At 55.2% G+C, this 25,217-nt stretch carries 24 protein-coding genes, 1 other RNA gene and 1 riboswitch; of the genes, 11 read left to right on the top strand and 14 right to left on the bottom strand.

Annotation, left to right across the window (positions count from 1 at the left end; genetic code table 11):
• Nucleotides 1-330: 330 nt before the first annotated feature.
• From rnpB to AB4Y96_RS10005, 5 genes are all read right to left on the bottom strand, one after another.
• Nucleotides 331-762, bottom strand: an RNA gene (gene rnpB / locus AB4Y96_RS10025) — RNase P RNA component class A.
• A 104-nt stretch (nucleotides 763-866) separates the two neighbouring features.
• Nucleotides 867-1,598, bottom strand: coding sequence for a lytic transglycosylase domain-containing protein (locus AB4Y96_RS10020; protein ID WP_091877852.1), 732 nt, complete (start codon nucleotides 1,596-1,598; stop codon nucleotides 867-869).
• 212 nt (nucleotides 1,599-1,810) lie between these two features.
• Nucleotides 1,811-2,575, bottom strand: a complete 765-nt coding sequence (locus AB4Y96_RS10015; RefSeq protein ID WP_441917064.1) for an N-acetylmuramoyl-L-alanine amidase — start codon at nucleotides 2,573-2,575, stop codon at nucleotides 1,811-1,813.
• Nucleotides 2,562-3,281 (bottom strand): J domain-containing protein, encoded by a 720-nt coding sequence (locus AB4Y96_RS10010; protein WP_091877854.1) that lies wholly within the window; start codon nucleotides 3,279-3,281, stop codon nucleotides 2,562-2,564. Before AB4Y96_RS10010 ends, AB4Y96_RS10015 begins: the two co-directional genes overlap by 14 nt.
• A gap of 131 nt (nucleotides 3,282-3,412) precedes the next feature.
• On the bottom strand, nucleotides 3,413-3,787 hold the full coding sequence (locus tag AB4Y96_RS10005; protein ID WP_175540510.1) for a hypothetical protein: 375 nt from the start codon (nucleotides 3,785-3,787) through the stop codon (nucleotides 3,413-3,415).
• A gap of 211 nt (nucleotides 3,788-3,998) precedes the next feature.
• Between AB4Y96_RS10005 and AB4Y96_RS10000 the strand changes: the two genes are divergently transcribed.
• The 6 genes from AB4Y96_RS10000 (at nucleotide 3,999) to AB4Y96_RS09975 (ending at nucleotide 10,074) form a co-directional block, all read left to right on the top strand.
• Nucleotides 3,999-4,505, top strand: a complete 507-nt coding sequence (locus AB4Y96_RS10000; protein WP_441917062.1) for a GNAT family N-acetyltransferase — start codon at nucleotides 3,999-4,001, stop codon at nucleotides 4,503-4,505.
• 99 nt (nucleotides 4,506-4,604) lie between these two features.
• Complete coding sequence (locus AB4Y96_RS09995; RefSeq protein ID WP_441917060.1) at nucleotides 4,605-5,054, top strand: MarR family winged helix-turn-helix transcriptional regulator; 450 nt, start codon at nucleotides 4,605-4,607, stop codon at nucleotides 5,052-5,054.
• A 107-nt stretch (nucleotides 5,055-5,161) separates the two neighbouring features.
• Nucleotides 5,162-6,745, top strand: coding sequence for an MFS transporter (locus AB4Y96_RS09990; RefSeq protein ID WP_441917196.1), 1,584 nt, complete (start codon nucleotides 5,162-5,164; stop codon nucleotides 6,743-6,745).
• 3 nt (nucleotides 6,746-6,748) lie between these two features.
• Nucleotides 6,749-7,786 (top strand): HlyD family secretion protein, encoded by a 1,038-nt coding sequence (locus tag AB4Y96_RS09985; RefSeq protein WP_091877858.1) that lies wholly within the window; start codon nucleotides 6,749-6,751, stop codon nucleotides 7,784-7,786.
• A 372-nt stretch (nucleotides 7,787-8,158) separates the two neighbouring features.
• Entirely contained in the window at nucleotides 8,159-9,412 is a 1,254-nt protein-coding gene (locus tag AB4Y96_RS09980; protein ID WP_091877859.1) for a DUF3419 family protein, read from the top strand.
• A 5-nt stretch (nucleotides 9,413-9,417) separates the two neighbouring features.
• A complete protein-coding gene (locus tag AB4Y96_RS09975; protein ID WP_441917058.1) occupies nucleotides 9,418-10,074 on the top strand; it encodes a class I SAM-dependent methyltransferase in 657 nt (218 codons plus the stop codon).
• Nucleotides 10,075-10,117: 43 nt separating this feature from the next.
• On the opposite strand, the gene AB4Y96_RS09970 is transcribed toward AB4Y96_RS09975, so the two are convergent.
• From AB4Y96_RS09970 to AB4Y96_RS09960, 3 genes are all read right to left on the bottom strand, one after another.
• Complete coding sequence (locus AB4Y96_RS09970) at nucleotides 10,118-10,558, bottom strand: type II toxin-antitoxin system VapC family toxin (protein ID WP_441917194.1); 441 nt, start codon at nucleotides 10,556-10,558, stop codon at nucleotides 10,118-10,120.
• Nucleotides 10,555-10,803, bottom strand: coding sequence for a type II toxin-antitoxin system Phd/YefM family antitoxin (locus AB4Y96_RS09965; RefSeq protein ID WP_091877862.1), 249 nt, complete (start codon nucleotides 10,801-10,803; stop codon nucleotides 10,555-10,557). Before AB4Y96_RS09965 ends, AB4Y96_RS09970 begins: the two co-directional genes overlap by 4 nt.
• 115 nt (nucleotides 10,804-10,918) lie before the next feature.
• The gene (locus AB4Y96_RS09960; protein WP_441917056.1) at nucleotides 10,919-11,941 is read right to left on the bottom strand and encodes a hypothetical protein; all 1,023 of its coding nucleotides are present in this window, start codon (nucleotides 11,939-11,941) and stop codon (nucleotides 10,919-10,921) included.
• Nucleotides 11,942-12,186: 245 nt separating this feature from the next.
• On the opposite strand from AB4Y96_RS09960, the gene AB4Y96_RS09955 reads away from it, so the two are divergent.
• The gene (locus AB4Y96_RS09955; RefSeq protein WP_441917055.1) at nucleotides 12,187-13,014 is read left to right on the top strand and encodes a glycoside hydrolase family 25 protein; all 828 of its coding nucleotides are present in this window, start codon (nucleotides 12,187-12,189) and stop codon (nucleotides 13,012-13,014) included.
• Between the two features lie 119 nt (nucleotides 13,015-13,133).
• A complete protein-coding gene (locus tag AB4Y96_RS09950; protein WP_441917053.1) occupies nucleotides 13,134-14,348 on the top strand; it encodes a lytic murein transglycosylase in 1,215 nt (404 codons plus the stop codon).
• 17 nt (nucleotides 14,349-14,365) lie between these two features.
• Here the strand turns inward: AB4Y96_RS09950 and AB4Y96_RS09945 are convergent, their stop codons facing one another.
• Nucleotides 14,366-15,601, bottom strand: a complete 1,236-nt coding sequence (locus tag AB4Y96_RS09945) for an alanine racemase (RefSeq protein WP_441917193.1) — start codon at nucleotides 15,599-15,601, stop codon at nucleotides 14,366-14,368.
• Nucleotides 15,602-16,291: 690 nt separating this feature from the next.
• On the opposite strand from AB4Y96_RS09945, the gene AB4Y96_RS09940 reads away from it, so the two are divergent.
• The gene (locus tag AB4Y96_RS09940) at nucleotides 16,292-17,242 is read left to right on the top strand and encodes a DMT family transporter (protein ID WP_441917051.1); all 951 of its coding nucleotides are present in this window, start codon (nucleotides 16,292-16,294) and stop codon (nucleotides 17,240-17,242) included.
• A gap of 488 nt (nucleotides 17,243-17,730) precedes the next feature.
• Here AB4Y96_RS09940 and metF read toward each other — a convergent pair whose 3' ends face one another.
• Together metF and AB4Y96_RS09930 are read right to left on the bottom strand one after the other, a co-directional pair.
• Entirely contained in the window at nucleotides 17,731-18,654 is a 924-nt protein-coding gene (gene metF, locus AB4Y96_RS09935; protein WP_091877867.1) for a methylenetetrahydrofolate reductase [NAD(P)H], read from the bottom strand.
• Entirely contained in the window at nucleotides 18,654-19,661 is a 1,008-nt protein-coding gene (locus AB4Y96_RS09930; protein ID WP_091877868.1) for an ArsR/SmtB family transcription factor, read from the bottom strand. The genes metF and AB4Y96_RS09930 overlap by 1 nt, the downstream gene beginning before the upstream one ends.
• Before the next feature lie 138 nt (nucleotides 19,662-19,799).
• On the opposite strand from AB4Y96_RS09930, the gene AB4Y96_RS09925 reads away from it, so the two are divergent.
• Nucleotides 19,800-20,117 (top strand): DUF2293 domain-containing protein, encoded by a 318-nt coding sequence (locus AB4Y96_RS09925; protein WP_091877869.1) that lies wholly within the window; start codon nucleotides 19,800-19,802, stop codon nucleotides 20,115-20,117.
• On the opposite strand, the gene bluB is transcribed toward AB4Y96_RS09925, so the two are convergent.
• The 3 genes from bluB to ettA all read right to left on the bottom strand — a co-directional run bounded on the left by bluB (nucleotide 20,050) and on the right by ettA (nucleotide 23,451).
• Entirely contained in the window at nucleotides 20,050-20,790 is a 741-nt protein-coding gene (bluB, locus tag AB4Y96_RS09920; RefSeq protein ID WP_441917048.1) for a 5,6-dimethylbenzimidazole synthase, read from the bottom strand. The genes AB4Y96_RS09925 and bluB overlap by 68 nt on opposite strands.
• 61 nt (nucleotides 20,791-20,851) lie before the next feature.
• Nucleotides 20,852-21,028, bottom strand: a riboswitch (cobalamin riboswitch).
• 25 nt (nucleotides 21,029-21,053) lie between these two features.
• Nucleotides 21,054-21,662: an MOSC domain-containing protein gene (locus AB4Y96_RS09915; RefSeq protein ID WP_441917046.1), complete on the bottom strand. Its 609-nt coding sequence runs from the start codon at nucleotides 21,660-21,662 to the stop codon at nucleotides 21,054-21,056.
• A 139-nt stretch (nucleotides 21,663-21,801) separates the two neighbouring features.
• Nucleotides 21,802-23,451, bottom strand: a complete 1,650-nt coding sequence (gene ettA, locus AB4Y96_RS09910) for an energy-dependent translational throttle protein EttA (protein ID WP_091877871.1) — start codon at nucleotides 23,449-23,451, stop codon at nucleotides 21,802-21,804.
• Nucleotides 23,452-24,259: 808 nt separating this feature from the next.
• Here ettA and AB4Y96_RS09905 point away from each other — a divergent pair.
• Nucleotides 24,260-25,216: an alpha/beta hydrolase gene (locus AB4Y96_RS09905; protein ID WP_441917043.1), complete on the top strand. Its 957-nt coding sequence runs from the start codon at nucleotides 24,260-24,262 to the stop codon at nucleotides 25,214-25,216.
• Nucleotide 25,217: the final 1 nt, after the last annotated feature.

Below are 25,217 nucleotides of genomic sequence, written 5' to 3'. Positions count from 1 at the left end.
ATGGTGAGCTTGTCGAACCACGAACCACGAACCACGATCCAGCGGCGCTCACCCCCCTCTGCCCTGTCGGACTACCGGGGCGAGCCACGGGTCTCGCCCGTCCTTCGGACCCCCCGCAAGGGGGGAGATCAGCCTTCAATGCTATCTTGCACAATCTGCGACGTTTCCGATTGTGCAAAGGCGTTGATGTCAATGTGATCCCCCCCCCTTGTGGGGGGTCCGAAGGACGGGCGAGACCCGTGGCTCGCCCCGGTAGTCCGACAGGGCAGAGGGGGGGGAACCCCGGCACACCACACACAAAAGCGTGCAATCGCCAAAAACAAACGATGAAGTGTCAGCTGGCCTGTAAGCCGGGTTCTGTATGGCCGGACTTTCGTCCGACGCGGCAGCCATTCATCTTGGACGGATGTTACCATCCGCCTCCTGCAACCTACCCGGACGACTGACCGGAAACCAATCGTCAGACTTTCGCCTGACACGCCGTCCCTATTCGGTTTTGCTCCCGGTGGGGTTTACCTTGCCGTTCCTGTTACCAGTAACGCGGTGGGCTCTTACCCCACCCTTTCACCCTTACCCCGTCATTCCTTGTGTCCAATCGGTAACGATCCGACACAACGAAAGACGGGGCGGTTTCCTTTCTGTGGCACTTTCCCTGGGGTCGCCCCCGCCGGACGTTATCCGGCACCGTGTTTCCCTGGAGCCCGGACTTTCCTCACATGCCGCCTTTCGGCTTTTGACATGCGCGGCTGCCCGGCCAGCTGACGAAGCGTATAAAAGGGTTTCGGCGGCAAAACGCAAATGAAAAAGGCCGGATTGGTTATCCGGCCCTTGTCTATGAACAGTTCTCAATGAAATCAGCAACCCGTTTAGTTGGAAGCCATTTCCATCTTCACCTTGGCACAATAGTTGGCCGAAACAGGATTCATGCGCGTTGCGCCATGTCCGGCATTGTATCTGAGAATTGTACCGCAGGTCGTGCCATTGCCCAGCTTATGCGCTCCGGCAAGGTATTTCATGCCCCAGCGAATATTGGTTTCCGGGTTGTAGAGCGCCTGCCGCGAACCGGTGTAGCCGAGGCCACGCGCCGTTTCGAGCTTGATCTGCATGAGGCCGATTTCTCCGGCACTTCCCGTCATATCAGCGCGGTAATTGCTTTCCACCCGCACCACCGCATTGGCGAGCGAAACCGGCACGCCGTAAGAGGCGGCATAGGAACTGATAATCGTCGAATATTTCGTTGACCCTATCGATCCCACGGAAGATGGGATGCTGGCCGTGGTCATTGTATCGACATTGGCAAGGTTTCTGTTGCGGATCGTCACCTTGATGCGAGCCTTGGTTTCAACGATTGGGCGCTTGGCCGATGCCAGAACCTTTTTGCTGGTCCGCTGCTTCACGGCAACCTTTTTGCCCTTGCCGCCTGTCTGTCCAGCCTTGGCGGATTTCCCGCTTGCCTTTTCCTTTTCAGCGGCATCCCGTTTGGCCTTGAGGTAGTCCATCAGGTTTGTTGGCTCTTTCGGGCTACTATACGCTGCGCTTGAGCCAAAGAAGGCCGTCGCCCCGAGAAGGGCGATAATCATACCAATTTTTTTTGTCATCGTTTTCCGTCTAAATCGCTTGGGCGATGCGAGCGCACCACCAGATCCGTTCCACGCCAAAAATCAAAAAGGGCACCACCGGAACAATGGCTAAGGATGTGACGGTCCAATGCAGCCGAATATGGGTCGGCCAAATAACAAAGTATAACACATTGAAATATATAGGTTGCACTGCACAAAAAACAGAAGAGAAAGCGTTTTTTTACAAATAGTTATACTATGAGCGCGGGGAGTGCAGAAAGTACCCTGTGCAGGGTTTCGATGGTTGACATGTCGGCTACTCCATCGACTTTTTCTGGGCGAAAATGGCGCTGGAACGCTAAAATGCCTAATTCTGTCGACCTTCCGAACACACCATCTATGGGTACATCATAGCCATAAAGGGCCAGCATGCCCTGCAAAGCTTCAACCGGCTGGCCCTGATCACCAAGCGAAAAGAACCGGCCGCCACGGATCGGCGATGGCGCTACCCAGTGCCCTACCCCGGAATTGTAAAGAACCGGCCACGGGAATTTTTCACCCGGATCAATCTTGCGCGCGGGCGCAATATCCGAATGGGCGAGCACATTCTCGGGGCGCATCTTGTGGCGCGAGACAATGCCCTTGCACAGGTCAATGACCGCATCGATCTGCACATCGCCAAAATCGGGAAAATCCAGCAGCGGGCCGCCATTGACGATTTCAATGCCGATGGATGAGGAATTGATATCCACCTCGCCCTTCCACGAACTCTGGCCCGCATGCCATGCGCGTTCGCTCTCGGGCACGAGCTGCACAACGCGACCATCCTCATGCACAACATAATGAGCCGAAACTTCGCTCTCCGGGTTGGTCAGCCAGCTTTCCGCAGCCTCACCCGTTGCCATGCCCGTATAATGCAGGATCAGAATGGAAGGGTGCTTGCCATCCTTGCGCGGGCCAAAATTCGGAGAGGGATGCACTTCCGCGCGTAAATGATCAGGTTTAAACGCGCTCATATGCCTTCAGATCTTTTTCGACTTTTTCCCACGCTGCATTGATAGCAGCGATGCGCTGATTGGCAATTGCAACAAATTCTTCCGGCACACCGCGCGCAATCAGCATATCCGGATGGTTTTCCCGCACCAGCGCCCGGTAGCGCTTGCGCGCCTCTTCAAAGCTGACACCGCGTGTGAGGCCAAGCACGACGAACGGGTCCGCCTGCCCGCGCCCGACATGCCGCGCGAGAATGCTGTCGAACTGGTCTTCATCCAATGCAAAAATCTCGGCAACTGTTCCCAGAAAGATCAGCTCTTTATCGTGCAGCGCACCATCTGATTTGGCAATGTGGAACAGGCCGTCAAGAATGTCTTCCAGCATTTTGCAGTTCGGCTGGCCGGAACCGCAGAGCGAAGCAAGCTGCGCCGCATAGGTCTCGTAACCCGCCACATCCTGCTTGGCGAGATTATAGAGCCGCGTGACTTGATCCTGATAGCGCGGCGGAACGTGGAAAATCTCGTGGAATGCCTTGACCTCGACTTCGGTTACAACACCATCAGCTTTGGCCATCTTGGCAGAGAGCGCAATCATGGCAATCGAGAATGCAACGCGCCTGCGGGTTTCGGGATCACCTTCAAACGCAGTGCGCACGGCCTCGATAATGCTGGAGAAAGCATCGATTGCAGTGGTGGTAATGAAGTCGCTGATACGGCGCCAAATCGACATATGACTGTTTTATTCAAATTCTTTCGCAATTGCGAGAGCGATATGACGTAAGTTGAGCAGACGGGTTGACGCACCTGTCAAAATAAAATGGCCAGCACGAGGCTGGCCATTTTCATCAGGGATAGCGGCTCTTACTGAACGCCGAGCGCATCCTTGATAACTTTTTCTGCGGCATCCGCAGCGGCCTTGATCTGGTCAGCAGTCTGACCAGCAGCCTTGGCAGCATCTTCAGCAGCCTTACGGGCAGTTGCAACAGCGGCCTGCTTCTGCTCGGCTGTCATCGTGGCAGCCTGTTCCTTCAGCTTCTTCAGCGTATCCGCCGCATTCATCGGCGTTGCTGGAGCAGCCGGTGTCTGTGTCGTGGAAGGTGTTGCAGGGGCAGGAGCAGGTGTTGCTGCAGGCTGTTCAGTTGTCGCTGGTGCCTTCTTTTCTTCTTCCTTTTTACCGCACGCTGTCAGTGCGAGAAGCGAAACCAAACCAAGCGAAATAAGAAGTTTGCTGTTCATAAGTATACCCTCTCCGTTTCAAACAAATACGTCCCTCATCTTTTATCTTACCTGAAATAAGGCAAAGTTGGGTCTTGTTTTAAAGTTGGGTTAACTTTTCATCGAACATTCACAAAACCTCAAGCAATCCGGGCCCTTTGCTTGATTGCTTCTGGCACATTGTTCTGCAAAATTGCCGCTCCACAGCCGAAATACCGAAGAGATCACTCCCATGCCCCTATCCCCGCTGATTCGTGTCCTGACTTCCCAGGATGCACCGACCTTCCAGCAGTTGCGTCTCCATGCCCTCCAAACAGCACCGGAAGGGTTCGGCTCAAGCTATGAGGATGAAGTTGGCCGGGAACGATCAGACATTGAAAGGATGCTTGGGGCCAGACCCAACGCAGTGTTCGGCGCTTTTACCGGAACTGAACTGGTGGGCATGGCCGGTTTTGCCACCACGCCCAAGGTCAAACAGAAGCACAAGGGTTTGCTATGGGGTGTTTTCGTTCACCCCGATTGGCGCGGCCACAACCTTGGCAAACGGTTGACATTGGCGGTTATCGATCACGCCCGCGATCACGTCGATACGTTGCATGCCACCGTCATGGCGGCAAACCTGCCAGCACGCACACTCTATCTCGGACTTGGTTTCACGGTCTTCGGCTTTGAAAAGGATGCCCTGCGCATCAATGGCCAATCCTATGATGATGAGTTGCTGCGGCTCGATCTGCGCTGAAATCTACTCCAGAAAATCGCAGCGCCATCTTGAAAATAGCGCGGGTTGGGTTTATACCAACCGAAATGATTAGCTCACTACTTATTACATGGCTACCATATGTCTAAAATGACGCCTCGTGACATCTATATCGACGAGCTGGCGAAAGTCAGCCGCAAGATTCGCACATTGTTCGACGCGCGGGTCAAACAACGCGGCCTGACCTTTGCGCGCGCCCGCACGATGATGCTGCTCGACCGCATGGAAATACTCAGCCAGAAAGATCTGGCCGAAGAGCTGGAGATCGAAACACCGACCATGGTGCGGCTTCTGGACGGTCTGGAAAAGCAGGGCTTTATTGAACGACGCTCGGTGGAGGGTGATCGCCGTGCCAAACAGATTGTCATGACGCCTCTCGGCGCGGAGCTTGCCAGCGAGGTCAATCAATTGGCACAGGAATTGCGGGCGGAATTTTTGCAAGGCATCGACGACAAGGCGCTTGTCGCCACGCTGGAGGTCATCCGCGCTATCAATCGCAACATTGGCGAAATGGACAAGGATCAGGCCTGATGATCCCGGAGGCGGAATTTGTCGGGTATGACCCGTTAAAATTACAGCCGGCGCCCGCCGAGGAACAGGCTTTGCCCGCAGCGACCCAGCCTGCTCCACCGCTAGCCATGAGTCCCTATTGGTCGGCCATCTATATTGCTGCATCCACCCTGCTCTCCCTGACACAGGGGCTCGGCATGAACCTTATCGCCACCAATGTGTCACAGATTCAAGGCTATCTCGGCGCGACGAGTACCGAAACGACATGGCTGATCGCTGCCTATATGGCGCCAAATGTCAGTCTTTCGGTCGCCTTGATCAAGATCCGTGCCCAATATGGCCTGCGCAATTTTGCCCAATTGAGCATTGCCGGATTTGTCCTTGTCTCGCTGATGCATCTGTTTGTGACCGATCTGCAATCGGCCATCATCATCCGTTTTTTCAGCGGCATGGCGGCCTCTCCCATGTCGACCCTCGCCTTTCTCTATATGCTCGAAGCATTTCCGCCCGCGCGCAAATTGACAGTCGCGGTCTGTCTCGTGCTGACCAACATTTCTCTGGCATCGCCGTTGGCGCGGTTTCTGTCACCCGCACTGCTCGACTTCGGTCAATGGCGCGGACTTTATATGTTCGAGGTTTCGCTGGCCTTCATTGCCTTTACGGTCATTTATCTCCTGCCACTGACACCGCCACCACGCGCCAAGGTCATCGAGAAACTTGATATTCTGGCCTATCTGCTGATTGCCATCGGTTTCGGCTGTACTGCTGTCGTCCTTGTAACCGGGCGGCTTTACTGGTGGACGGAAGTGTCATGGCTCGGCATTCTTCTTGCCATCGCCGTTGTCACGTTGACGCTGGCTGCCATCATCGACCTCAATCGAACGAAGCCGCTGCTTGATATCCGCTGGATCGTGAGCAAGGAAGTGTTGCATCTGGCCGGAACCATTCTCCTGTTCCGGTTGATCGTTTCCGAGCAAGCCACCGTTGCGACCAACTTCTTCCAGAATCTGGGCCTGCTCAACGAGCAGATTGCCACGCTCTACGCGGTGATGATGGTATCAATGGTCGTGGCAGGTCTGTGCTGCGCCGCCGTAATGACGCCGGAACGCGGGCCTGCCATCCATGTGATCGCCCTGATCTTCCTGATTATCGGCTCCTATATGGACAGCCAGGCAACGAACCTGACGCGCCCTGAGAACATGTATGTCAGTCAGGCGCTGATCGCAGCGGCAACGGTGATTTTCCTGCCGCCTGCCATGTCTGCAGGCCTGATGTCTGCGCTGAAACGTGGGCCGGTCTATATCCTCAATTTCTTCATTGTGTTTCTGGCAACGCAAAGTCTTGGCGGTCTGCTCGGAACGGCGGTTTTCGGCAGCTTCATCACCATCCGCGAGAAATTCCACTCCAACGTCCTTGCCGAACATATCGTCATGTCCGACCCGCTCGTGGCCCAGCGCGTTGCCCAACTGGCAAGCGGCTATGGACGCGTCATCACCGACAAGGTGCTCCTCAATGCGGAAGGTATCGCGCTCCTGTCGCAGCAGGCCACCCGTGAAGCCAACATCCTTGCTTATAATGATGCATTCTTCCTGATAGCGGGCATCTCATTCTTTGCCCTTGTCGCCCTCCTCATCCATGTCAGCTTTCGCTATGGCATCAGGAAGTTCATACTTCCGGCTATCACAGGCGAAATTGCTCAACCAAGTTCGTAAGATATGACCATATTGCTTCGCAACACCGCCACCCTGATTGCAATTTTCCTCGGCCTGCTCGGCCTTGTGCTGGTGCTCTATGCATGGAGGCTGCCGCCGTTTAACAGCGACGTCGAGATCACCGAGAATGCCTATGTCAAAGGGTATGTGACGCTCATCAGCCCGCAGCTCAGTGGCTACATCGTTGAAGTGCCGGTGCAGGACTATCAGCAGGTCAAGGAAGGCCAGTTGCTGGTGCGGATTGATGACCGCATCTATGCGCAGAAGCTTGAACAGGCGAAAGCGACGCTGGCAAGCCAGCAGGCCGCACTCAACAATTCGACGCAGCAGGAACGCGCCGCTCAGGCCCGCATCGGTTCCAGTCAGGCGCAGCTCGACAGTGCCAATTCCGGTCTGCGGCGCACGCAGGCCAATTGGGCCCGCATCGAACCGCTGACCATCAAAGGGGTCATGACAAAAAGCGATTCCGATCAGGCTGAAACCGCATTGGAGCAATCTCAGTCTTCGGTCACACAGGCGCAGGCAGCGCTGGAGGTTTCACGCCAGGATCTTGAGACCATCAGGGTCAGCCGCGGATCGCTCGAAGCAGCTGTCGCAGGCGCGGTTGCCGCCGTCAATCTCGCCGAGATTGACATGACCAACACGAAAATTCTCGCGCCGCGCGATGGGACGGTTGGCGAAGTGGGCGCAAAACTTGGACAATACGTGACCGCAGGAACACAGCTCATGGCAGTGGTCCCGCCAGATGTGTGGGTTATTGCCAATTTCAAGGAAACCCAGCTCAGCAATATCAAGATCGGCCAGCCTGTAACATTCACGGTGGATGCCCTCAACCGCAGGCGTCTGAACGGTCATGTCGAGCGGTTTTCGCCGGCTGCCGGATCAGAATTCAGTGTACTCAAACCCGATAATGCGACCGGTAATTTCACCAAGGTTGCACAGCGCATTTCCGTGCGCATCTCTGTTGATCCGGGTCAGGACCTTGCCCAGTATCTGGCACCGGGCATGTCGGTTGTGGTGCGTACAGAGCTGGAAAAATGAGTCGCCACGGAATCACGAAAACGCGGTTGAACCGACATAAGTGACACTGACAACACCGCTTATGCACCGGTTTGTTGCCTGAAACTGGCTTCCCCGATACGCCATTTGCGGGGCAAGAAATCACCATCATCGCGAATTTAGGGGAAAATGATTTCACTCATTTGCAATGAGAGAGAAATTAACAAAATCAAAGGATTGGGAGAAAAACATCAATTGGAATGCCGCTGCACGCCTACCCCATAGTCGTGAAAATGCAAGGGTTTGGCCGCACAACCGGAATCAATCTGGCAAGGACTTGATTCAAAATCGTCACGGCTCTGTTACATCGAAATGTTAGGCGGAGAGGAATTTCCAACAAGGGGATTCAATCCGATGCCGTTTGCCAAACAGCCCGATAGCGCCTCCGCGCCGCGGCATGAAAAAGTTCAGAACGCCGTTCGCCAGAACAAGCTTCTGTCAAAGGCTGGTCTATCAGAACGGCTCTTCGCCCATGTCTTCAAAGGCCTTGTCTATCCGCAGATTTGGGAAGACCCTGAAGTGGACATGGAGGCGCTGCAAATCCGCTCCGGCCACCGCATTGTCACCATCGCCTCGGGCGGCTGCAACGCCATGTCCTACCTCACCGCTGATCCTGCCAGCGTCGAGGCTGTCGATCTCAACACGGCGCACGTGGCTTTCAATCGACTGAAGCTTGCGGCGGTCTCGCGCCTGCCGAATTACGATGCTTTCTACCGCTTCTACGGAACGGCTGACGACAAGGCGAACCTTGCAGCCTATGAGCGTTTCATCCAGCCACATCTCGACACCACCAGCCGCGCCTATTGGGAAAAGCGGATGCTGTCTGGCCGCCGCCGCATCACCATCTTTTCGCGTGATCTTTATCGGCATGGCCTGCTTGGCCTGTTCATCGGCATGGGCCACCGCGTCGCCAAACTTTATGGCATCGATCCCCGCGATATTCTGAAAGCTGAAACGATTGAGGAACAGCGCGCCTATTTTGATCGCGCCCTCGCCCCGCTCTTTGACAAGCGCATGGTGCGTTGGGCAACGAAGCGCAAATCCTCGCTGTTTGGCCTCGGCATTCCACCCCAGCAATATGATGCGCTGGCAACGGCAGGCGACGGTAATATGGCGCTGGTATTGCGCCGCCGTCTGGAGAAACTCGCCTGCGGTTTTCCTCTCTCTGAAAACTATTTCGCGTGGCAGGCCTTCGGGCGTGGCTACAGCGACAATGCCGAAACCGGCCCGCTGCCTCCTTACCTTTCGCGCAACAATTTCGAGAACGTCCGCGACCGTGCCGAACGCATGAGCGTCGTCAATGCCTCGCTGACGGAGTTCCTTGCGGCCAAGCCTGCCGGATCGGTAGACCGCTTCATCCTTTTGGATGCGCAGGACTGGATGAATGACAAGCAGTTGAATGATCTCTGGCACGAGATCACCCGCACCGCTGCATCAGGCGCACGCGTTATCTTCCGCACCGCTGCCGAGCCCACCATTCTRCCCGGCCGTATTGATGACAGCGTGCTTGAGCGCTGGGACTACAGGCAAGAGCAATCTCTTGACCTGCATAACCGCGACCGGTCGTCGATCTATGGCGGCTTCCATCTTTACGCGCTCAAGGATTGATATTGATGTTGACCAAGATCGAGCATGGACCGCTGATGGATCGCGTCTACCGGCATCAGCGCCATTTTTACGATGCCACGCGCAAATATTACCTGCTGGGCCGCGACCCGATGATTGCGGGCCTGACACCACCAGCCAATGGCAGTATTCTGGAGATCGGCTGCGGTACGGGGCGTAATCTCGTCATGGCCGGCGAAGCTTACCCCACGACCAAACTCTTCGGTGTCGACATTTCCAACGAAATGCTCAGCACCGCACGCAAGAAGGTCATGGCTGCAGGACTTGGCGAGCGCACGCAGCTTGCCTATGCGGATGCGGCAAAGTTCGACCCCTCATCTCTCTTCGGTCTCGCACAGTTTGACCGGATTTTCATCTCCTATGCCGTATCGATGATCCCGCAATGGGAAAATGTCATGCGCGAGGCGGTCAATCACCTCGCGGTTGGCGGCCAATTGCACATTGTCGATTTCGGCGATTTGAAGGATTTGCCCGGCGCAGCAAGGGCGGCCCTTTATAAATGGCTGGAATGGTACCACGTCACACCGCGCAACGATCTCTTTGAGATCGCCGAAACTATTGCAGTTGGCGCCGGGGCCCATGCCGAAGCGCAACGGCTCTATCGCGGCTTTGCCTGGATTTCGATCATTCGCCGCACTGCTTAAGAGCTTTGCACTCGTATGCATGATATACGAAAGGTTGTTTTGATTACCTTTCGGTTTGCCGGGGAATCTCCCATGGATCAAGCAGCGGGACGCCGGTAGGCAGGAAATCAATGATGTTTCGCGTGACGATCGTCATGCCATGAACGAAGCCCGTCGCCGCAATCAGGGCATCGCGCTCTGAGCGCCGATCCGGCACATGAAGCCGGGCGCATCTTTGGGCAACAGCAGTGTCTATGGACAATGTGCGTCCAGCAAACTCCGGAAGAACCTTTTGATCAAGCCATGCGCGAAGGATACTGCCTTGTCCCGGATCTCTCCGCTCCATTTGCAAAACGCCCGTCTCAAGCTCGAGCACAGTAATTGCGGAGATGTAAAGCTGTCCGGATTCAGCAGCGTTGGCCCAACTTGCGAATTGCGGGTCTGCCTTTCCAGCGCGAACCTTGCGTAATTCCGATACAACATTGGTGTCGAGGATAAACATCAGGAGAGATCGGTCGAGCGGCTGTTGATGACTGCTGCCGGGGCTTCAAAATCAATGTCTTCGGCTCCAGCCAAAGCATCCACAATTTTCTGCGTCCCTCCGCTCAGTTGCATATATTCTTTCATAGTCAAAAGGACGTGCGCGGGCCTGCCCCGATCCGTGATGAACACCGGGCCGTCATTGGCCGCCTTCTTTGCGCGGCTGGTGTCCTGATTGAATTCGCGACTCGATAGGGTGGTAATCGTCATGATACCTCCGACGCTCAAATTATGTAGATATGTTACTACATTATTCGCTGAATGCAATGGAAAACCCGGCAAACTCTGTATATGTCGTTGCCTCGAAAGATTGAGCACTAACCGCTTATTTACACAGATCGCCCTTGGCGACGACGGAGCTTGGGGCGGCCTGACAATAAAGTTTGGAAATGTTTTCCGCCGTGCGTCCGCTCTGCGGATTGGATTCCAGCTCGTCGCCGCTCTCACTTTGCAAGAGTTCACAATCACTGCGCAGCAGGCAGATAACCGGGATGCGGGCCATTGCCGTTGCGGTCTTGAACATGCCGCGCTTGCCGTCCATCGGCCCGGCATTGCGGACACGATACCATTGGTGCACACGGGTGATGCGGAAGAACGAGCGGGGATTGGGCAAAATAGCAATCCGCGACAGGAGATCATTGTCAGCGAAAAGATCGACGACCTGTCCGTCATAGGGTTCCGTCAGCCGGAAATTGTTCGAAATGAACGTGGAATTGAAAGCGATAGCCGCCGTGCATGGAAATGCTGCGGCCATGTGGCGGGCAAGTCCGCCACCCAATTCATGACCGACGACAATGTAATCAACAGGTAAGCCATCCGAATTTTTCTGGGCTTCGGCTCTGACCTTGGCGAATTCCTTGCGGGCCGTGCGATACTGATCCCATGGATTGATAATCTGGGTGAAATAGCTGAGCTCACTGATCAACCCCGAAATGCTGGCCAAACCATCGCTGCCGCGAAACACGATCATATAGGACATACGGTCTGAACTGCGGCGGCGATAGACTTCCGCATAAAATCCGCCTGCCTTGGCGATAGGCTCGCCGAAAGGCTCCCAGCCGAAATATTCGGACTTCAGATCAAAATGATGCCGGGCAATCGGCTTGTAGATATTCGACGCATAGGCAGCGTAAACGCCGAAATAGTCGGCGATAAGCTCGTTATTGTAGCTGGGAAAGCCGCGATAATTTCTCCAGAAGCTCGGGACCGTCGGACGCACGCAATTTTCCGTATGGCTATTGCCGATACCAAGCTCCGGCCGGTCGATGGTAATCCACGCGGCCAGCGTCACATTGGCAAGGCCAATGACGCAGATAACAAGTACAACCCAGCCAATTTTCCTGAACATCGTCTTCCCCGGATGGGTCAAATCTGTGTGCTGACAACATTTTTGCCGTCTATCATGTCAAACACGATGATGTGACCTACCATGCCCCAACAGTCACTTACAGATATCACATTGAAAAATAGTGACAAAGTCGCGGCACTGATTATCACTAGTCATCTCTGCCGGTCATGATCTGTTAAGCATAATATCGCATGACTGAAAACCAACAGAATGCCCAATCACGATTCGAGTACGGACCGTCTTTCATGAAGCGACTTGCCGCTGGTTTACTGATACTTCTTCTCGCCGGCTGCACGACGGTCGATTATGATTTTTCCGATACGAAAAAGCGGTCTGCATCCGCTCCGTTGCAGCAGATCGCCGCGCCGTCGGGTCCTGTCAACGCGCCGCGTTTCAATGATCGCGATCCGCATGACTGGACGGGAAAGACGCCATGGCATTATCCTGTTCACGGAACTGATGTTTCAAAATACCAATCGACAATCGACTGGGCGACAGTTCGTGCCAGCCGCATTTCCTTTGTCTTTATCAAGGGCACGGAAGGCGCAGACCGGGTCGATGACCGTCTGGCGGAAAACTGGCAGGCGGCGCGGGCCGCGGGCATTCCGCGCGGTGCCTATCACTTCTATTATTTCTGCCGCACCGCCAGGGAACAGGCACAGTGGTTCATCCGCAATGTGCCGAATGATCCCGGCGCGCTGCCGCCCGTGCTTGATATGGAATGGAATGCGTCGTCCCCAACCTGCAAGCTGCGCCCCAATGCGGCCGTGGTGCGCAGCGAAATGCGCATCTTCGCCGATATGCTGGAGCGCCACTATGGCAAGCGGCCGATCATTTACACCACAGTCGACTTCTTCGACGACAATGATCTGAGGCAATTGGCCGGATATCCATTCTGGCTACGCTCGGTGGCCGGACACCCGGACGAGAAATACGGCACCCACCCCTGGACGTTCTGGCAGTACACGGGAACAGGCTCCATCCCCGGTATTCGCGGCGATGCGGACATCAATGTCTTTGCTGGCAATGAGGCGGCGTGGAAACAGTGGCTGGCCCGCAACAAGGTGCGATAAAGTCACATTCCGGGTTTTCTCGCAATTCTGTGACTTCACGCCACGGACATAATCGTGCATTAGCAGGGAAACGCGCGCGCCGATGGGCGCGCCCCCGAGTTACTGACGAGATTTCCTGAATGAACAAACTATCGATAGCCCTTGCCGCCGCGCTTCTTTCTGCGACAGGTTCCGCCTATGCACTGGATCAGGTCGATCCGCTGCAACCAGCGGCTGCAAAGCCTGCCTGCGGCGGTGAACTCGAGCCATGGTTCAACGGCCTCATTGCCGAGGCAAAGGCAGCGGGCGTGGGCGAAAAGGGCCTGAACGAACTTCTCAAGGCGTCCATGGATGACAAGGTTCTGCAGCGCGACCGCGCGCAGGGCGTGTTCAACCAGACATTCCTGACCTTCTCCTCACGCATGGTATCTGATTATCGTCTCAAACAGGGCGCTGCCAACCTCAAGAAATATGCCGATACTTTTGCCAGGGCCGAAGCCGAATATGGTGTGCAGGGTCCTGTTATTGCCGCCTTCTGGGGGCTGGAGACAGATTATGGCGCGGTTCAGGGCGATTTCGATACGCTGAATTCCCTTCTCACTTTGTCGTTTGACTGCCGCCGTCCGGAACTGTTCCGCCCACAGTTGATTGCCCTTCTCAAGCTCTTCGATAAGGGCGTGGTCGATTCAAAGACAACAGGCGCGTGGGCGGGTGAAATCGGTCAGACACAATTGCTGCCGACGGTTTATCTTGAACGCGGTGTCGATGGCGACGGCGATGGCAAGGTGGACCTGAAGAACAGCGCGCCGGATGTTATTATGACAACTGCACGCTTCCTGCATGATCTGGGCTGGCGCAAGAGCGAGCCCTGGCTTGAGGAAGTCAAGCTGACCAAGGAACTGCCTTGGGAAAACGCTCTGCGCACCAACCGTCTTCCACATTCCAAATGGTCTGAATGGGGTGTGACCGGCATGAAGGGGCCGCTTGGCCCTGACGACGGCGATGCATCATTGCTATTGCCCATGGGCCGCAAGGGTCCGGCATTCCTGTCCTATGCGAATTTCGACATTTTCGTCGAGTGGAACAAATCCATCATTTACGCCACAACGGCCGCCTATTTCGCCACGCGTCTGGCCGGTGCAGGTCCGCTTGAACCTACAACCCCAGAAACTGGCCTCACTCCGGATCAGATGAAGGAATTGCAGACCAAGCTTGCCGCCCGTGGCCATGATATGGGCCCGAAGATCGACGGCGTGTTCGGTATCTTGACCCGCGATGCGGTTCGCGAAGAACAGATGCGCCTTGGCCTGCCTGCCGATTCCTGGCCTACACCGGAACTGCTCGGAAAGCTCTAAGGGGCCAATCGTAAGGCTTACTCTCTGTGCTCGGCCGGGGCCATTGTTTCCAGTGAAGCAAAGCCTTCCGGCTGGCCACCCTCGTCAAACGTTGTTTCCACCTCAACAAACGTATCAGGGTAAAACCCGTTGAAGCGGGTGCGCAGCGACAGGGAATAGGCGCCGATATTGCCGATTTCGATCCAGTCACCGGTTGCCACCGTTTCCGGCAGCCAGAATGGCCGTGACAGGATATCGACGGAATCGCAGGTGGCACCGCAGACGCGGAACGGTACGATTTCCTTGACGTTGCCATTGCGATGTTTGATTGCCGGGTCCGGTATGAACCGTGCGGGAAGTGTGATCTTGCCGGTCCACGAATCCGACAGCGAAGCCCAGATACCATCATTGATATAAAGCCGCCGCCCCTTGCGCAGGAGCACGCGCACGATCAGCGAGAAAGCCCGTGCCACAATCACGCGGCCGGGTTCTGCCACCAAAGGCAGATCGCCAAAGCCCCATTCCTTGATGTCGCCGCGCAGACGCGACATCAACTGCCCGAGCGAGGGCATTTCCACATGCTTGCGCTTGGGATCATGGCCATATTCAGCTGGAAAACCGCCACCGACATCAAGACCCGCAAGCGGCACACCGGCGCGATTGCGCACCCAGTCAGCTGACCGCAGCGCCCGCTCATAGGTATCAGGATCTTCGATCTGGCTACCCACATGGAAACAGATGCCGACCTTGTAGCCGATCTTGTGCAGCCGTTGCAAAAGCTCGACCGCATGGGCTGGCGTTGCCCCGAATTTCTTGGAAAGCTCATAGGCCGCATGACCCTTGGTCTGCAGCCGCACATAGAGCGTGACGCTGCCCGGATCGATATCAAGCGCCCGCACAATACGCGTTACCTTGGCAATCTCATCCTCATGATCCACCGCAAGGATGCGAATGCCATAGGTCTCAAGCGCAAGACGAATATCCGACTGCGCCTTGATCGGATGCATATAGAGCATGTGTGCATTGGGAGCGACCTTGCGCACCGCTTCAAATTCACCCGGCGAGGCCACATCGAATGTGTTGATGCCGTTGCGCGCCAATGTTTCCAGCACAAGGTTTTCACCGTTGGTCTTGACCGCATAGGCGGTCTCGCCGGGAAACATTTTCATGAACTGGTGCGCATCTTCGACCAGTACATTTGGCCGAAAGCAATAGACAGGTTGATCGGGCCGCAGGGTAAGGGCTGCATCGCGGGCCGAGGCGAATCGTTGCATCGTGATGTTCTGCGTCATGCAGAAGTCTTAGCAAGAGCAGATGACGGACGAAAGTCAGTTCTATCGCGATCCCCTGGTCCCGTTTTCACCGTTCTCTAGCACCTCCACGCGCTTTTCCATCTGATGTCGACTTTCCATCTGATGTCGACCACGCCTATTCCCCAATGCTCCCCAATGTCGTTATTCAACAATATCGTTATTCAACTGGTATCCTCGCATTTCCGTTGTGTCTTCGTACCACTCAGGAAATCAAACCCTCGCACCGGTCGAGAACAGATGTTATCGCTCTCTTTAACCTATGTAAAATTATATAAGCTTCTGAAATCATTATCAATTATACTATAGTCTAATTTAAATTCCTTGGTCTTGATGATATCCTTCAATAGTTCGATTTGTGGGTAATCGGGTAATCTTGTTTGGTAGAAGCGCGTAAAACAAAAGCAGCAACGATAGAGCAGCAAAAACGGTAGAACGTGGAGGTGTGCACAAGTGTAGTGCCAAGAGTCTCGCAGTGTTTGGTGTCCAGAGGGTTTGTTTCAGTTATTCATTCTGGCGAGCTGTCGTGAAAGCTATCTCCTCACACGACTATCTTTCCGCGCGAACTATCTTCTCGCACGAATCAGGTGGCAATTTCCCGGTGCGCGCTTAGGAATAGGCGTCTCAGACAGGACCGGGGGACTTCCAGTGACAATGAACCAGACGACGACACCCAATCCGCTTGCTATGACCGGCATTGTCTGGCTGCAATTGCTGCTGCTTGGCGCCATATGGGGTGGTTCATTCTTTTTTGCCAAAATCGCCGTATCGGTAATTCCGCCGCTGACCCTCGTGCTTTTTCGGGTGGTCATCGCCGCCCTCGCCCTGCACATCTATCTGCTTGGCCGTGGCATCAGGTTCTGGGATTACCGTCAGCACGCGCTGGGTTTTGCCGGGCTGGGGCTTCTGAACAATGTCATCCCCTTCTCCCTGCTGTTTATCGGCCAGACGGCGCTTGGCGCGGGAATTGAGTCGATCCTCAATGCGACGACACCGATCTGGACCGTGATCATCGCCAGCTTCCTGACCATTGATGAAAAAATCTCCACCAACAAGATCGCAGGTATTCTGCTCGGCATCTTCGGCACCGTGGTTATGGTCGGGCCCGGCTTGCTCTCCGGCCTTGGCGGACCGCTTTGGGCCGAAATCGCCGTGCTGAGTGCCACCCTCTCCTATGCCTTTGCCAGTATTCTCGCCAAGCGGTTCAAGGGCATTCCGCCTGCGGTCACTGCAACCGGCCAGATGACTGCCTCGACCCTGATCATGATCCCCGTGGTGCTGTTGTCGGATGGTATTCCAAATTTGGCTGCACCGGATGGCGGCGTCTGGGTCGCAGTCTTCAGCCTTGCGCTTCTATCCACCGCCTTTGCCTATATCCTGTTCTTTTCGATTGTCCGGGCTGGCGGTGCCACCAATGCCTCGCTTGTCACGCTGGTTGTTCCCGTGAGTGCAATCCTGCTTGGAACAATTTTTCTCGGCGAACAGCTCGGCTTAAAGGATTTTGCCGGCATGGCGCTGATCGCCCTCGGCCTTCTGACCATTGACGGCAGGCTGCTTGCCGCACTTAAAAACCGCAAAAAAGATAGAGTTTTCAACAAATCCTAGCGGACTGCGCATGAAACGCGGTGGTGGAATTGCGGCGCAATTGTGTCACAAATCCGTGAGAAACCGCGCATTTTGAGTTTTGGTGCGTTGCAAAAATAAACCAAATCTTCGGTAATTTAATCGTGAATACACGATTTTTTATTCCGTTAAATGCGTTTCATTTCAGAAACTTACGATTGGTGAGCAAAAAATTTCTACTGATGATGTCATCAGACCGTAATATTTCCGCTTTTTCTGTGGCAATTTTCCGTTATGCTAAGGCGGTTAACTGCAGGAGACAAACTATGGGACTTACTCGTTCGATGAACGTCCTCATGATCTGTGCAGCGTTCGCATTTATCGGTGCAATGGTCGTAGGACTCATACCCTGATTGAGAAGAAGAGCGCCGTAGAGATGGTCTCTGACCGTTAAGAAGGTGACATACAAATTGGAATGGCCCGGTTATAGCAACCGGGCCATTTCCATTTCAAATGCACCTTATCCGCGATCAGGCAGCGCCTGCTAATGCGGGTTCCAGCGTGCCGCTGGCTGGACGAATCCCGATGAGGTGGCAGATCGCAAAGGCAAGATCCGCACGGTTCATGGTGTAGAAATGAAAATCCTGCGCACCGCGCTCGACCAGATCCAGGACCTGCTCCGCCGCAACAGCTGACGAGACCAGTGCATGGGTCTGCGGATCATTGTCGAGCCCCTCGAACCGCTCAGCCAGCCATGCCGGAATATGCGTTCCGGCCTTCGAACAGAAATTGGTCACCTGCGTGAAATTATGGATCGGCAGAATGCCCGGCAGGATGGGAATGTAAATGCCTGCCCGGCGCACCTTCTCCACATAACGCTCATAGAGATCGTTTTCGAAGAAGAACTGCGTGATCGCACGCGTTGCACCATTATCGACCTTGCGCTTGAGCATATCGATATCAGTGGCAAAGTCCGGGCTTTCCGGATGCTTTTCCGGATAGGCGGAAACGGAAATGTCGAAATCGGCAAAGGCTTTCAGACCTGCAACCAGATCGGCACCATTCTCATAGCCACCCGGTGTCGGCTTATAATGGGCACCAACGCCGCCAGCCGGATCACCGCGCAGTGCAACGAAGCGCTTCACGCCCATGGCTGCGAATTCACGCACGACGGTGTCGACTTCTTCCTTCGTCGCATCGACGCAGGTCAGGTGCGCTGCCGCATTGACGTCGGTTTCGGTCAGAATACGCTTGATCGTGCGGGCCGTGCGCTCGCGGGTGGAACCACCGGCTCCGTAAGTCACCGAGACAAATTCAGGATTGAGCGGCGCAAGGCGCGTCACAGTCTCCCAAAGGCGCTCTTCCATAACCTCGGTCTTAGGCGGAAAGAATTCGAACGAAACCTTGATATTGGTGCCAAGGTCTGCACGGCGGGATTGGCGGAAAAAGCTCATCAGACACTCTCCGATACGCGGGAGGTTAAAGCGGGATCAGCGATCAGCAAGCGTGGGTCGCGTGCCAGCCACAGTTTGACGGTCAGTTTGTCCTGGTCTTTTGGTTCAAGTTCAATGCTGTCTTCCAGTGCAAGCCCGGCTTCAGTCAGCCAGTCACGCATCTGGTTATCGGTAAAGCCAAGCCGCAAATGAGCATGGCTGTCCCGCAGGAATTCAAGATCGTGCGGGGCAAAATCGACGATCAGCATCCGGCCACCTGCCCGTAGCGCCCGTGCTGCCTCGCGAATTGCTTCGGCAGGGTTATCAAGGAAGTGCAGAACCTGATGAATAGTCACCAGATCAAAGGACTCCCGATCGACGGGTAGCGAATAGACATCACCCTGACGAACCTGCGCATTGGCAATACCCGAGCGGTCGAGATTGGACCGGGCGATGGTCAGCATGTCGCGATTGATATCGATGCCGACACCGCGAATGTAAAGCGGTGCAAACAGCTCAAGCAGTCTGCCAGTACCGGTGCCAACATCAAGCATGGCCTGAAAGGGTGTACGTCCGACGATCTTGGTCAGCGCAGCTTCCACGGCACCATCAGGCACATGCAACGAACGGATAACATCCCAGCTTGTTGCATTTGCGCTGAAATAGGCTGCTGCCCGCTCGCGGCGCTGCAGCTTGACCGAGCCAAGCCGCTCAATATCGCGTTCCAGCAGCGGATCGGATATATCAAGGCGGTCGAGCAATATGCGGGCAATGTCGCCAACGATCAGCGATTCTGCCAGGCGGAAATAGGCCCAGGAGCCTTCCTGATAGCGATTGATCAGATTGGCTTCGAAGAGCAGCTTGAGATGGCGGGAGACACGCGGCTGCGATTGTCCGAGAATGGAGGTCAGATCGGAAACCGTCAAATCACCGCGGGACAACAGCGCCAGAATGCGCAGGCGGCTTGGCTCCGCCGCTGCTTTCAGCGTATCGACCATCAGGTCAAGGTTGAGATCACGTTTGTCCATCGAGCTTTCCTCAAAAGATATAAAGATATGTTTATGTGAGAAATGCGGATTTGGCAAGTTTGTTTTTTGTTGACGGCAAATTTTGTCGCGTCTGAAATAGGCGAGCCAATCGACAGGCGAATCTGTGAGAGTGATGTTATGAGTTCAGGAACCAACCGTCAGCGGGCTATCGGCAAGCAGCTCACATTGCTTCTGCCTGCTGTGCCCTATTCGGATTCCGAACCCATACGCGCCGCCGCCACCGCACCGCATATGAAAACCCTGCCGCCGCCCATCGCCGTCTGGCTTGCGACAGTCGCCCATGTCCGCCACCAGCACACGGATTACGATGCCCTGCGCGATGATGGCTACGATAAGGAATCGGCACGGTTTTTTGTGCTTGAAGCCATCAACCGGAAACTGACGGAATGGCGCGCAACCCGGCTTCTCGACCCCGACGAGGAAGATCCGAGCTGACTGGCCATTGATCTTCAAAAATGAGTTCGCTGAGCGGCAGGCGTTTGCGCCAACCACGTTTTTCCAGTTCCGGGCTCTCATAAAGCTGATCGACATAGCCGATGCACAGATAAGCGATAATCTCGATATGGTCAGGGATACCAAGAATGCGGCGCATATCCTGATCGTGATAGATGCTGACCCAGCCGACGCCAATACCTTCTGCCCGTGCCGCCAGCCACAGGTTCTGCACGGCGCACACGGTGCTGTAGATATCCATCTGCGGATTGTGCGTCCGCCCCAGCACCACGTCCCCGCCGCGCGTCCTATCGCAGGTAATGCAAAGATTAACCGGCGCCTTCACGATGCCTTCCAGTTTCAACGACGCATATAGCGCCTGACGCTCATCGGCAAACATCCCAGCTGCTTCCGCATTGGCACGGGTAAATGCCCTGTGCACCTCGGCCTTGCGCGCTTCATCGCGGATGAGAATGAAGTTCCACGGCTGCATGAAACCCACTGATGGCGCATGATGGGCAGCATCGAGGAGCCGCATCAGCACGTCATCTTCTATAGGTCGTGGCAAAAACTGATCGCGCACATCGCGGCGGGTATAGATGGCTTTGTAGACGGCATCGCGCTCATCACGGGAAAAATCAGCGGCGGTCACAGGACCATGGACAGAATCATGCATTGTTTGCTCCCAACAACGCGAGGGGCCAAAGCCCCGGACACCTCCTCCGCCGTCCATGCGGTTTTGGCTATCTGGTCCGGCCGGTCTTCTGACTGAGGTTCATCTGAACCGCGCGCCTTCCGGATATCTCCGTGGCATTCTGCGCGGCCCATCCCCTTTTACAGCGTTGGGCACGTGCCGGATTTTCACCGGCTTCCCGATTCTCCTGCAAGCAGGCACCGAACCGGCTTTCATTCGCCATAAATTCTGAAAAGACGCAAGTATCAGCCGGGATAAATCCATTGCTCCGGCAGACGCGCATCGACTTTTTCACCCGCATTGATGATACCCGGCACTTCAACCCAGGCGACAACCCCACGCAGGCGCTTCGATGCCTTGACGAAATCAAGTGCTGTGGTGGTGTGATCGCGCGTCTGCGCGCTTTCGGCGATGGAACGCCCGGCAACCTTGCAGGGTGCGTTCTGGCCATCCACCTTCAACGTCACCCCGCCTTCGAAGAACAGCAGCGTGCGCGGCGGCAGCATGGAAAGCGAGGCAATACCATCGACCAGCATATTGGCGCCGATCCATTCCGGCTTGATTTCCGCAAGGCCCATGGTCTTGGCAATCGTTTCAAGCTCGTCAGCTGCCAGAATGGAAATATGCCGCTCATTGCGCATTTCAGTGCCACGCGGATACCACGGCTCGCGTCCACCGGAGCGGCGGGTAAGGCCAGCATGATAATCGCCGCGTATACCCTCAAAGGTAAGATCAAGCATTTCGGACGCGGCAGTGACAAAACTGTCCTTGGGCGCCTGAAATACACCACTGACCCGGCCGGCAATCTTGCGGGCAGGAATAATGTGAGTTGTGGTTGCGAAAAGATCAGTCATGACAACGGCGCTCCATGCAATCTGCCGCATCTTAGGAAAATTGAATATTAAAACCAGCCAATATCACTGATGGAAATGTCAAAATCGGTGATGGGAGGGTGTTGCCACCCTCCCGATCTTTTTAGCGCGCCCGCTCTTTTTAACGAGTGAGGGGCTTATAGCTCGGACGCTTTGGATTGACGCTGTCTGGTCCCAGACGGCGAATCTTATCGTTCTCATAATCCTCGAAGTTGCCTTCGAACCATTCGACGTGGCTATCGCCTTCGAATGCCAGAATATGCGTTGCCAGCCGGTCGAGGAACATACGATCGTGGCTGATGATAACGGCGCAGCCAGCATATTTTTCCAGCGCATCCTCAAGAGCCGCCAGCGTTTCCGTGTCCAGATCATTGGTCGGTTCGTCGAGGAGCAGCACATTGCCGCCCGATTGCAGCATCTTGGCAAGGTGAACGCGGTTGCGCTGACCACCGGAGAGATTGCCAACCTTCTGCTGCTGATCGCCACCCTTGAAGTTGAACGCCGAAACATAGGCGCGCGAATTCATCTCGTTCTTGCCGATCTTGATGATTTCATTGCCGCCGGAAATTTCTTCCCAGACGTTCTTTTCGGCGACAAGATGATCGCGGCTCTGGTCGACATAACCAAGATGAACCGTTTCACCGACGCGGATCGAACCGGAATCCGGCTTTTCCTGTCCAGTGATCATCTTGAACAGCGTGGTCTTACCCGCACCGTTTGGCCCGATGATGCCAACAATGCCGCCCGGAGGCAGTTTGAAGGTCAGGTTTTCAATGAGAACGCGATCACCGAAAGACTTGGTGAGGTTTTCGGCTTCGATAACCACCTGTCCCAAGCGCTCGCCTGCGGGGATGATGATCTGTGCGTCGCCCGGACGCTGATCATTGGCGGCATCAACCAGCGCATCATAGGCCTTGATACGCGCCTTCGACTTGGCCTGACGGGCCTTCGGGCTGGCGGAAATCCATTCGCGCTCGCGCTCCAGAGCCTTCTGGCGCGAGTCGTCCTCGCGGCCTTCCTGCAGCATGCGCTTGGACTTGGCACCGAGATAGGCGGAATAGTTGCCTTCGTAAGGAATGCCACGACCACGGTCGAGTTCGAGAATCCAGCCCGTTACATTGTCAAGGAAGTAGCGATCATGCGTGATGAGCAGGACGGAGCCGGCATATTCACGCAGATGCTTTTCCAGCCATGCGGTGGTTTCGGCGTCAAGGTGGTTGGTCGGTTCGTCAAGCAGCAGAAGATCGGGCTGCGACAACAGCAGACGGCACAGTGCGACACGKCGGCGCTCACCACCCGACAGCTTTTCCACACCGGAATCACCGGGCGGGCAGCGCAACGCTTCCATGGCCATCTCGACCTGTGATTCCAGATCCCAGAGGTTCTTGGCGTCGATGATGTCCTGCAACTTCGCGCCTTCATCGGCGGTCTCGTCGGAATAGTTCATCATCAATTCGTTGTAGCGATCAAGGATAGCTTTCTTGTCCGCAACACCGTCCATGACGTTGCCCATCACGTCCTTGTTGGGATCAAGCACCGGTTCCTGAGCGAGATAGCCGACGGTGGCACCATCGGCCAGCCAGGCTTCGCCTGTGTATTCCTTGTCCATGCCGGCCATGATCTTGAGGATCGTCGACTTACCCGCACCGTTCGGTCCGAGAATACCGATCTTGGCATCGGGGTAAAAGGAAAGGTGAATGTTTTCGAGAACCTTCTTGGTTCCATATGCCTTGTTCAGGCCGGCCATATGATAAATGAATTGGCGTGCCATAACGCGCGTCACTCCGATGTTCGGGATTTTTGGGACATGAATTTGCGCCGTATGTAGGCGAAAGGTACGCGGGTGGCAATGCGCGCGGCGTTTATTTCGGGATATGGCTGATTTGTTTGACCGTTTTACAGCATCTATTGTGCTCAAACACCACCCCCCTATGTCCTGTCGGACTACCAGGGCGAGCCACGGGTCTCGCCCGTCCTTCGGACCCCCCACAAGGGGGGAGATCACATTGACATGAACGCTTTCCCACGACTGGAAGCGTAGCAGAGTGTGCGAAGGCAGTACTGACAGCTGATCTCCCCCTTTGTGGGGGAGATGCCCGACAGGGCAGAGGGGGGTGAATACATCACCCCCAAAACGAGCGAAACCGGGCGCGGATATTTCCGTCACCCGGTTTCCCCTCTGGCGCCGTATTTGGGGAGCGTCCTCTTCTCCCCTGAACGGCCATGTAACTGGCAAAGACCTGAATACTCTGGCTCAAACAATTATCCCTCAACGCAGCAATTCAGCGTTCTGTCAGCATCAAAGCCGGGAGACAATTGAGAGAAGACACGAGGTTCAATCTCTTTCTGAATGAAGTTTTGCGGCAAGTTTTTGTCGTTTGCAAGAGGTTTTGCAAAATAAAATTGCACAACCCAATCGATGATTATTTATTGTGCATAAATACGCCAACATAGCCAAATTTACGCAGAATTTATTGTGGATTGACTAATCACGCGCCACCCTTTCAAGTGTTCCGGAGCCTCCCTTACCCAAACAGAACCACTTCTATTTGGGCAAGGGAGGCCCGTGGGAGGCATGAATGAGTTTTGCAGACATTGAAACGATCCGGTCATCGACGGGCGCGGCGCTTGCCATGCGTTTTTCACCCGCTGACGGTTCCGGCAAAGCCATTGTCCAGATCAGCCACGGCCTTGCCGAACATTGCCTGCGATACCAGCGTTTTGCAGAGCACCTGAATGCCCAAGGCTTTCATGTTTATGCCCATGATCATCGCGGCCATGGATACACCAAAGCCGAGGGCGCGCCGCTTGGCCGCTTTGCCCAGAAGGATGGCATACGGCTGGTGCTGAAGGACATGGACGTCATCAATGCCATTGCCCGCGTTCGCCATCCGGGATTACCGCTCATTCTGTTTGGACATTCCATGGGCGGGTTGATCGGCCTCAATTATGTGCTTGAGTATCAGGAGAAGGTTCAGGCGGCGGCGATCTGGAATGCCAATTTTTCCGTCGGATTATCAGGACGGCTGGCACAGGGCATTTTGCGGGCCGAACGCATGTTCCTCGGCTCCGACGTACCGAGCATGCTTTTGCCCAAACTGACCTTTCAGACATGGGCGCGCGGTATCAAGAATGCCCGCACGCCGTTCGACTGGCTCTCCCGCGACCCCAAGGAAGTCGACGCCTATGTCAATGATCCTCTATGCGGCTGGGACGCCTCGGTCAGCATGTGGCGCGATGTTTTCGGCTTCACCTTTGCAGGCGCTGATAATACCGCACTTGCCAAGGTCAGGCGTGACCTGCCGTTCAATCTTGCTGGCGGTGGGCAAGACCCTGCGACGGCAAAAGGCAGTGCCATGCGTGATCTCGCAAACCGCATGCAAAAACTCGGCTTCTCCGATGTCACCAGCAAAGTTTACGAAGACACCCGCCATGAAGGGTTGAATGAAATCAACCGCGACGTGATTATGGCTGACTTCACCCAATGGGCGGTTCGAGTCGTTCAGAAACAAGCAGTAAATTTGGAGCGCACCTGAC

Source organism: Phyllobacterium sp. TAF24 (genome assembly GCF_052113785.1).
Lineage (GTDB): Bacteria > Pseudomonadota > Alphaproteobacteria > Rhizobiales > Rhizobiaceae > Phyllobacterium.
The sequence above is the reverse complement of the archived record's forward strand: the minus strand, read 5'-3'. Positions and strand labels throughout refer to the sequence as shown.

Excerpts from the sequence above, each read along its gene's own strand:
- AB4Y96_RS10020 (WP_091877852.1), bottom strand. The coding sequence starts at position 1,598 with ATGACAAAAAAAATTGGTATGATTATCGCCCTTCTCGGGGCGACGGCC.
- AB4Y96_RS10015 (WP_441917064.1), bottom strand. The coding sequence starts at position 2,575 with ATGAGCGCGTTTAAACCTGATCATTTACGCGCGGAAGTGCATCCCTCT.
- AB4Y96_RS10010 (WP_091877854.1), bottom strand. The coding sequence starts at position 3,281 with ATGTCGATTTGGCGCCGTATCAGCGACTTCATTACCACCACTGCAATC.
- AB4Y96_RS10005 (WP_175540510.1), bottom strand. The coding sequence starts at position 3,787 with ATGAACAGCAAACTTCTTATTTCGCTTGGTTTGGTTTCGCTTCTCGCA.
- AB4Y96_RS10000 (WP_441917062.1), top strand. The coding sequence starts at position 3,999 with ATGCCCCTATCCCCGCTGATTCGTGTCCTGACTTCCCAGGATGCACCG.
- AB4Y96_RS09995 (WP_441917060.1), top strand. The coding sequence starts at position 4,605 with ATGTCTAAAATGACGCCTCGTGACATCTATATCGACGAGCTGGCGAAA.
- AB4Y96_RS09990 (WP_441917196.1), top strand. The coding sequence starts at position 5,162 with ATGAGTCCCTATTGGTCGGCCATCTATATTGCTGCATCCACCCTGCTC.
- AB4Y96_RS09985 (WP_091877858.1), top strand. The coding sequence starts at position 6,749 with ATGACCATATTGCTTCGCAACACCGCCACCCTGATTGCAATTTTCCTC.
- AB4Y96_RS09975 (WP_441917058.1), top strand. The coding sequence starts at position 9,418 with ATGTTGACCAAGATCGAGCATGGACCGCTGATGGATCGCGTCTACCGG.
- AB4Y96_RS09965 (WP_091877862.1), bottom strand. The coding sequence starts at position 10,803 with ATGACGATTACCACCCTATCGAGTCGCGAATTCAATCAGGACACCAGC.
- AB4Y96_RS09960 (WP_441917056.1), bottom strand. The coding sequence starts at position 11,941 with ATGTTCAGGAAAATTGGCTGGGTTGTACTTGTTATCTGCGTCATTGGC.
- AB4Y96_RS09955 (WP_441917055.1), top strand. The coding sequence starts at position 12,187 with ATGAAGCGACTTGCCGCTGGTTTACTGATACTTCTTCTCGCCGGCTGC.
- AB4Y96_RS09950 (WP_441917053.1), top strand. The coding sequence starts at position 13,134 with ATGAACAAACTATCGATAGCCCTTGCCGCCGCGCTTCTTTCTGCGACA.
- AB4Y96_RS09945 (WP_441917193.1), bottom strand. The coding sequence starts at position 15,601 with ATGCAACGATTCGCCTCGGCCCGCGATGCAGCCCTTACCCTGCGGCCC.
- AB4Y96_RS09940 (WP_441917051.1), top strand. The coding sequence starts at position 16,292 with ATGAACCAGACGACGACACCCAATCCGCTTGCTATGACCGGCATTGTC.
- metF (WP_091877867.1), bottom strand. The coding sequence starts at position 18,654 with ATGAGCTTTTTCCGCCAATCCCGCCGTGCAGACCTTGGCACCAATATC.
- AB4Y96_RS09930 (WP_091877868.1), bottom strand. The coding sequence starts at position 19,661 with ATGGACAAACGTGATCTCAACCTTGACCTGATGGTCGATACGCTGAAA.
- AB4Y96_RS09925 (WP_091877869.1), top strand. The coding sequence starts at position 19,800 with ATGAGTTCAGGAACCAACCGTCAGCGGGCTATCGGCAAGCAGCTCACA.
- bluB (WP_441917048.1), bottom strand. The coding sequence starts at position 20,790 with ATGCATGATTCTGTCCATGGTCCTGTGACCGCCGCTGATTTTTCCCGT.
- AB4Y96_RS09915 (WP_441917046.1), bottom strand. The coding sequence starts at position 21,662 with ATGACTGATCTTTTCGCAACCACAACTCACATTATTCCTGCCCGCAAG.
- AB4Y96_RS09905 (WP_441917043.1), top strand. The coding sequence starts at position 24,260 with ATGAGTTTTGCAGACATTGAAACGATCCGGTCATCGACGGGCGCGGCG.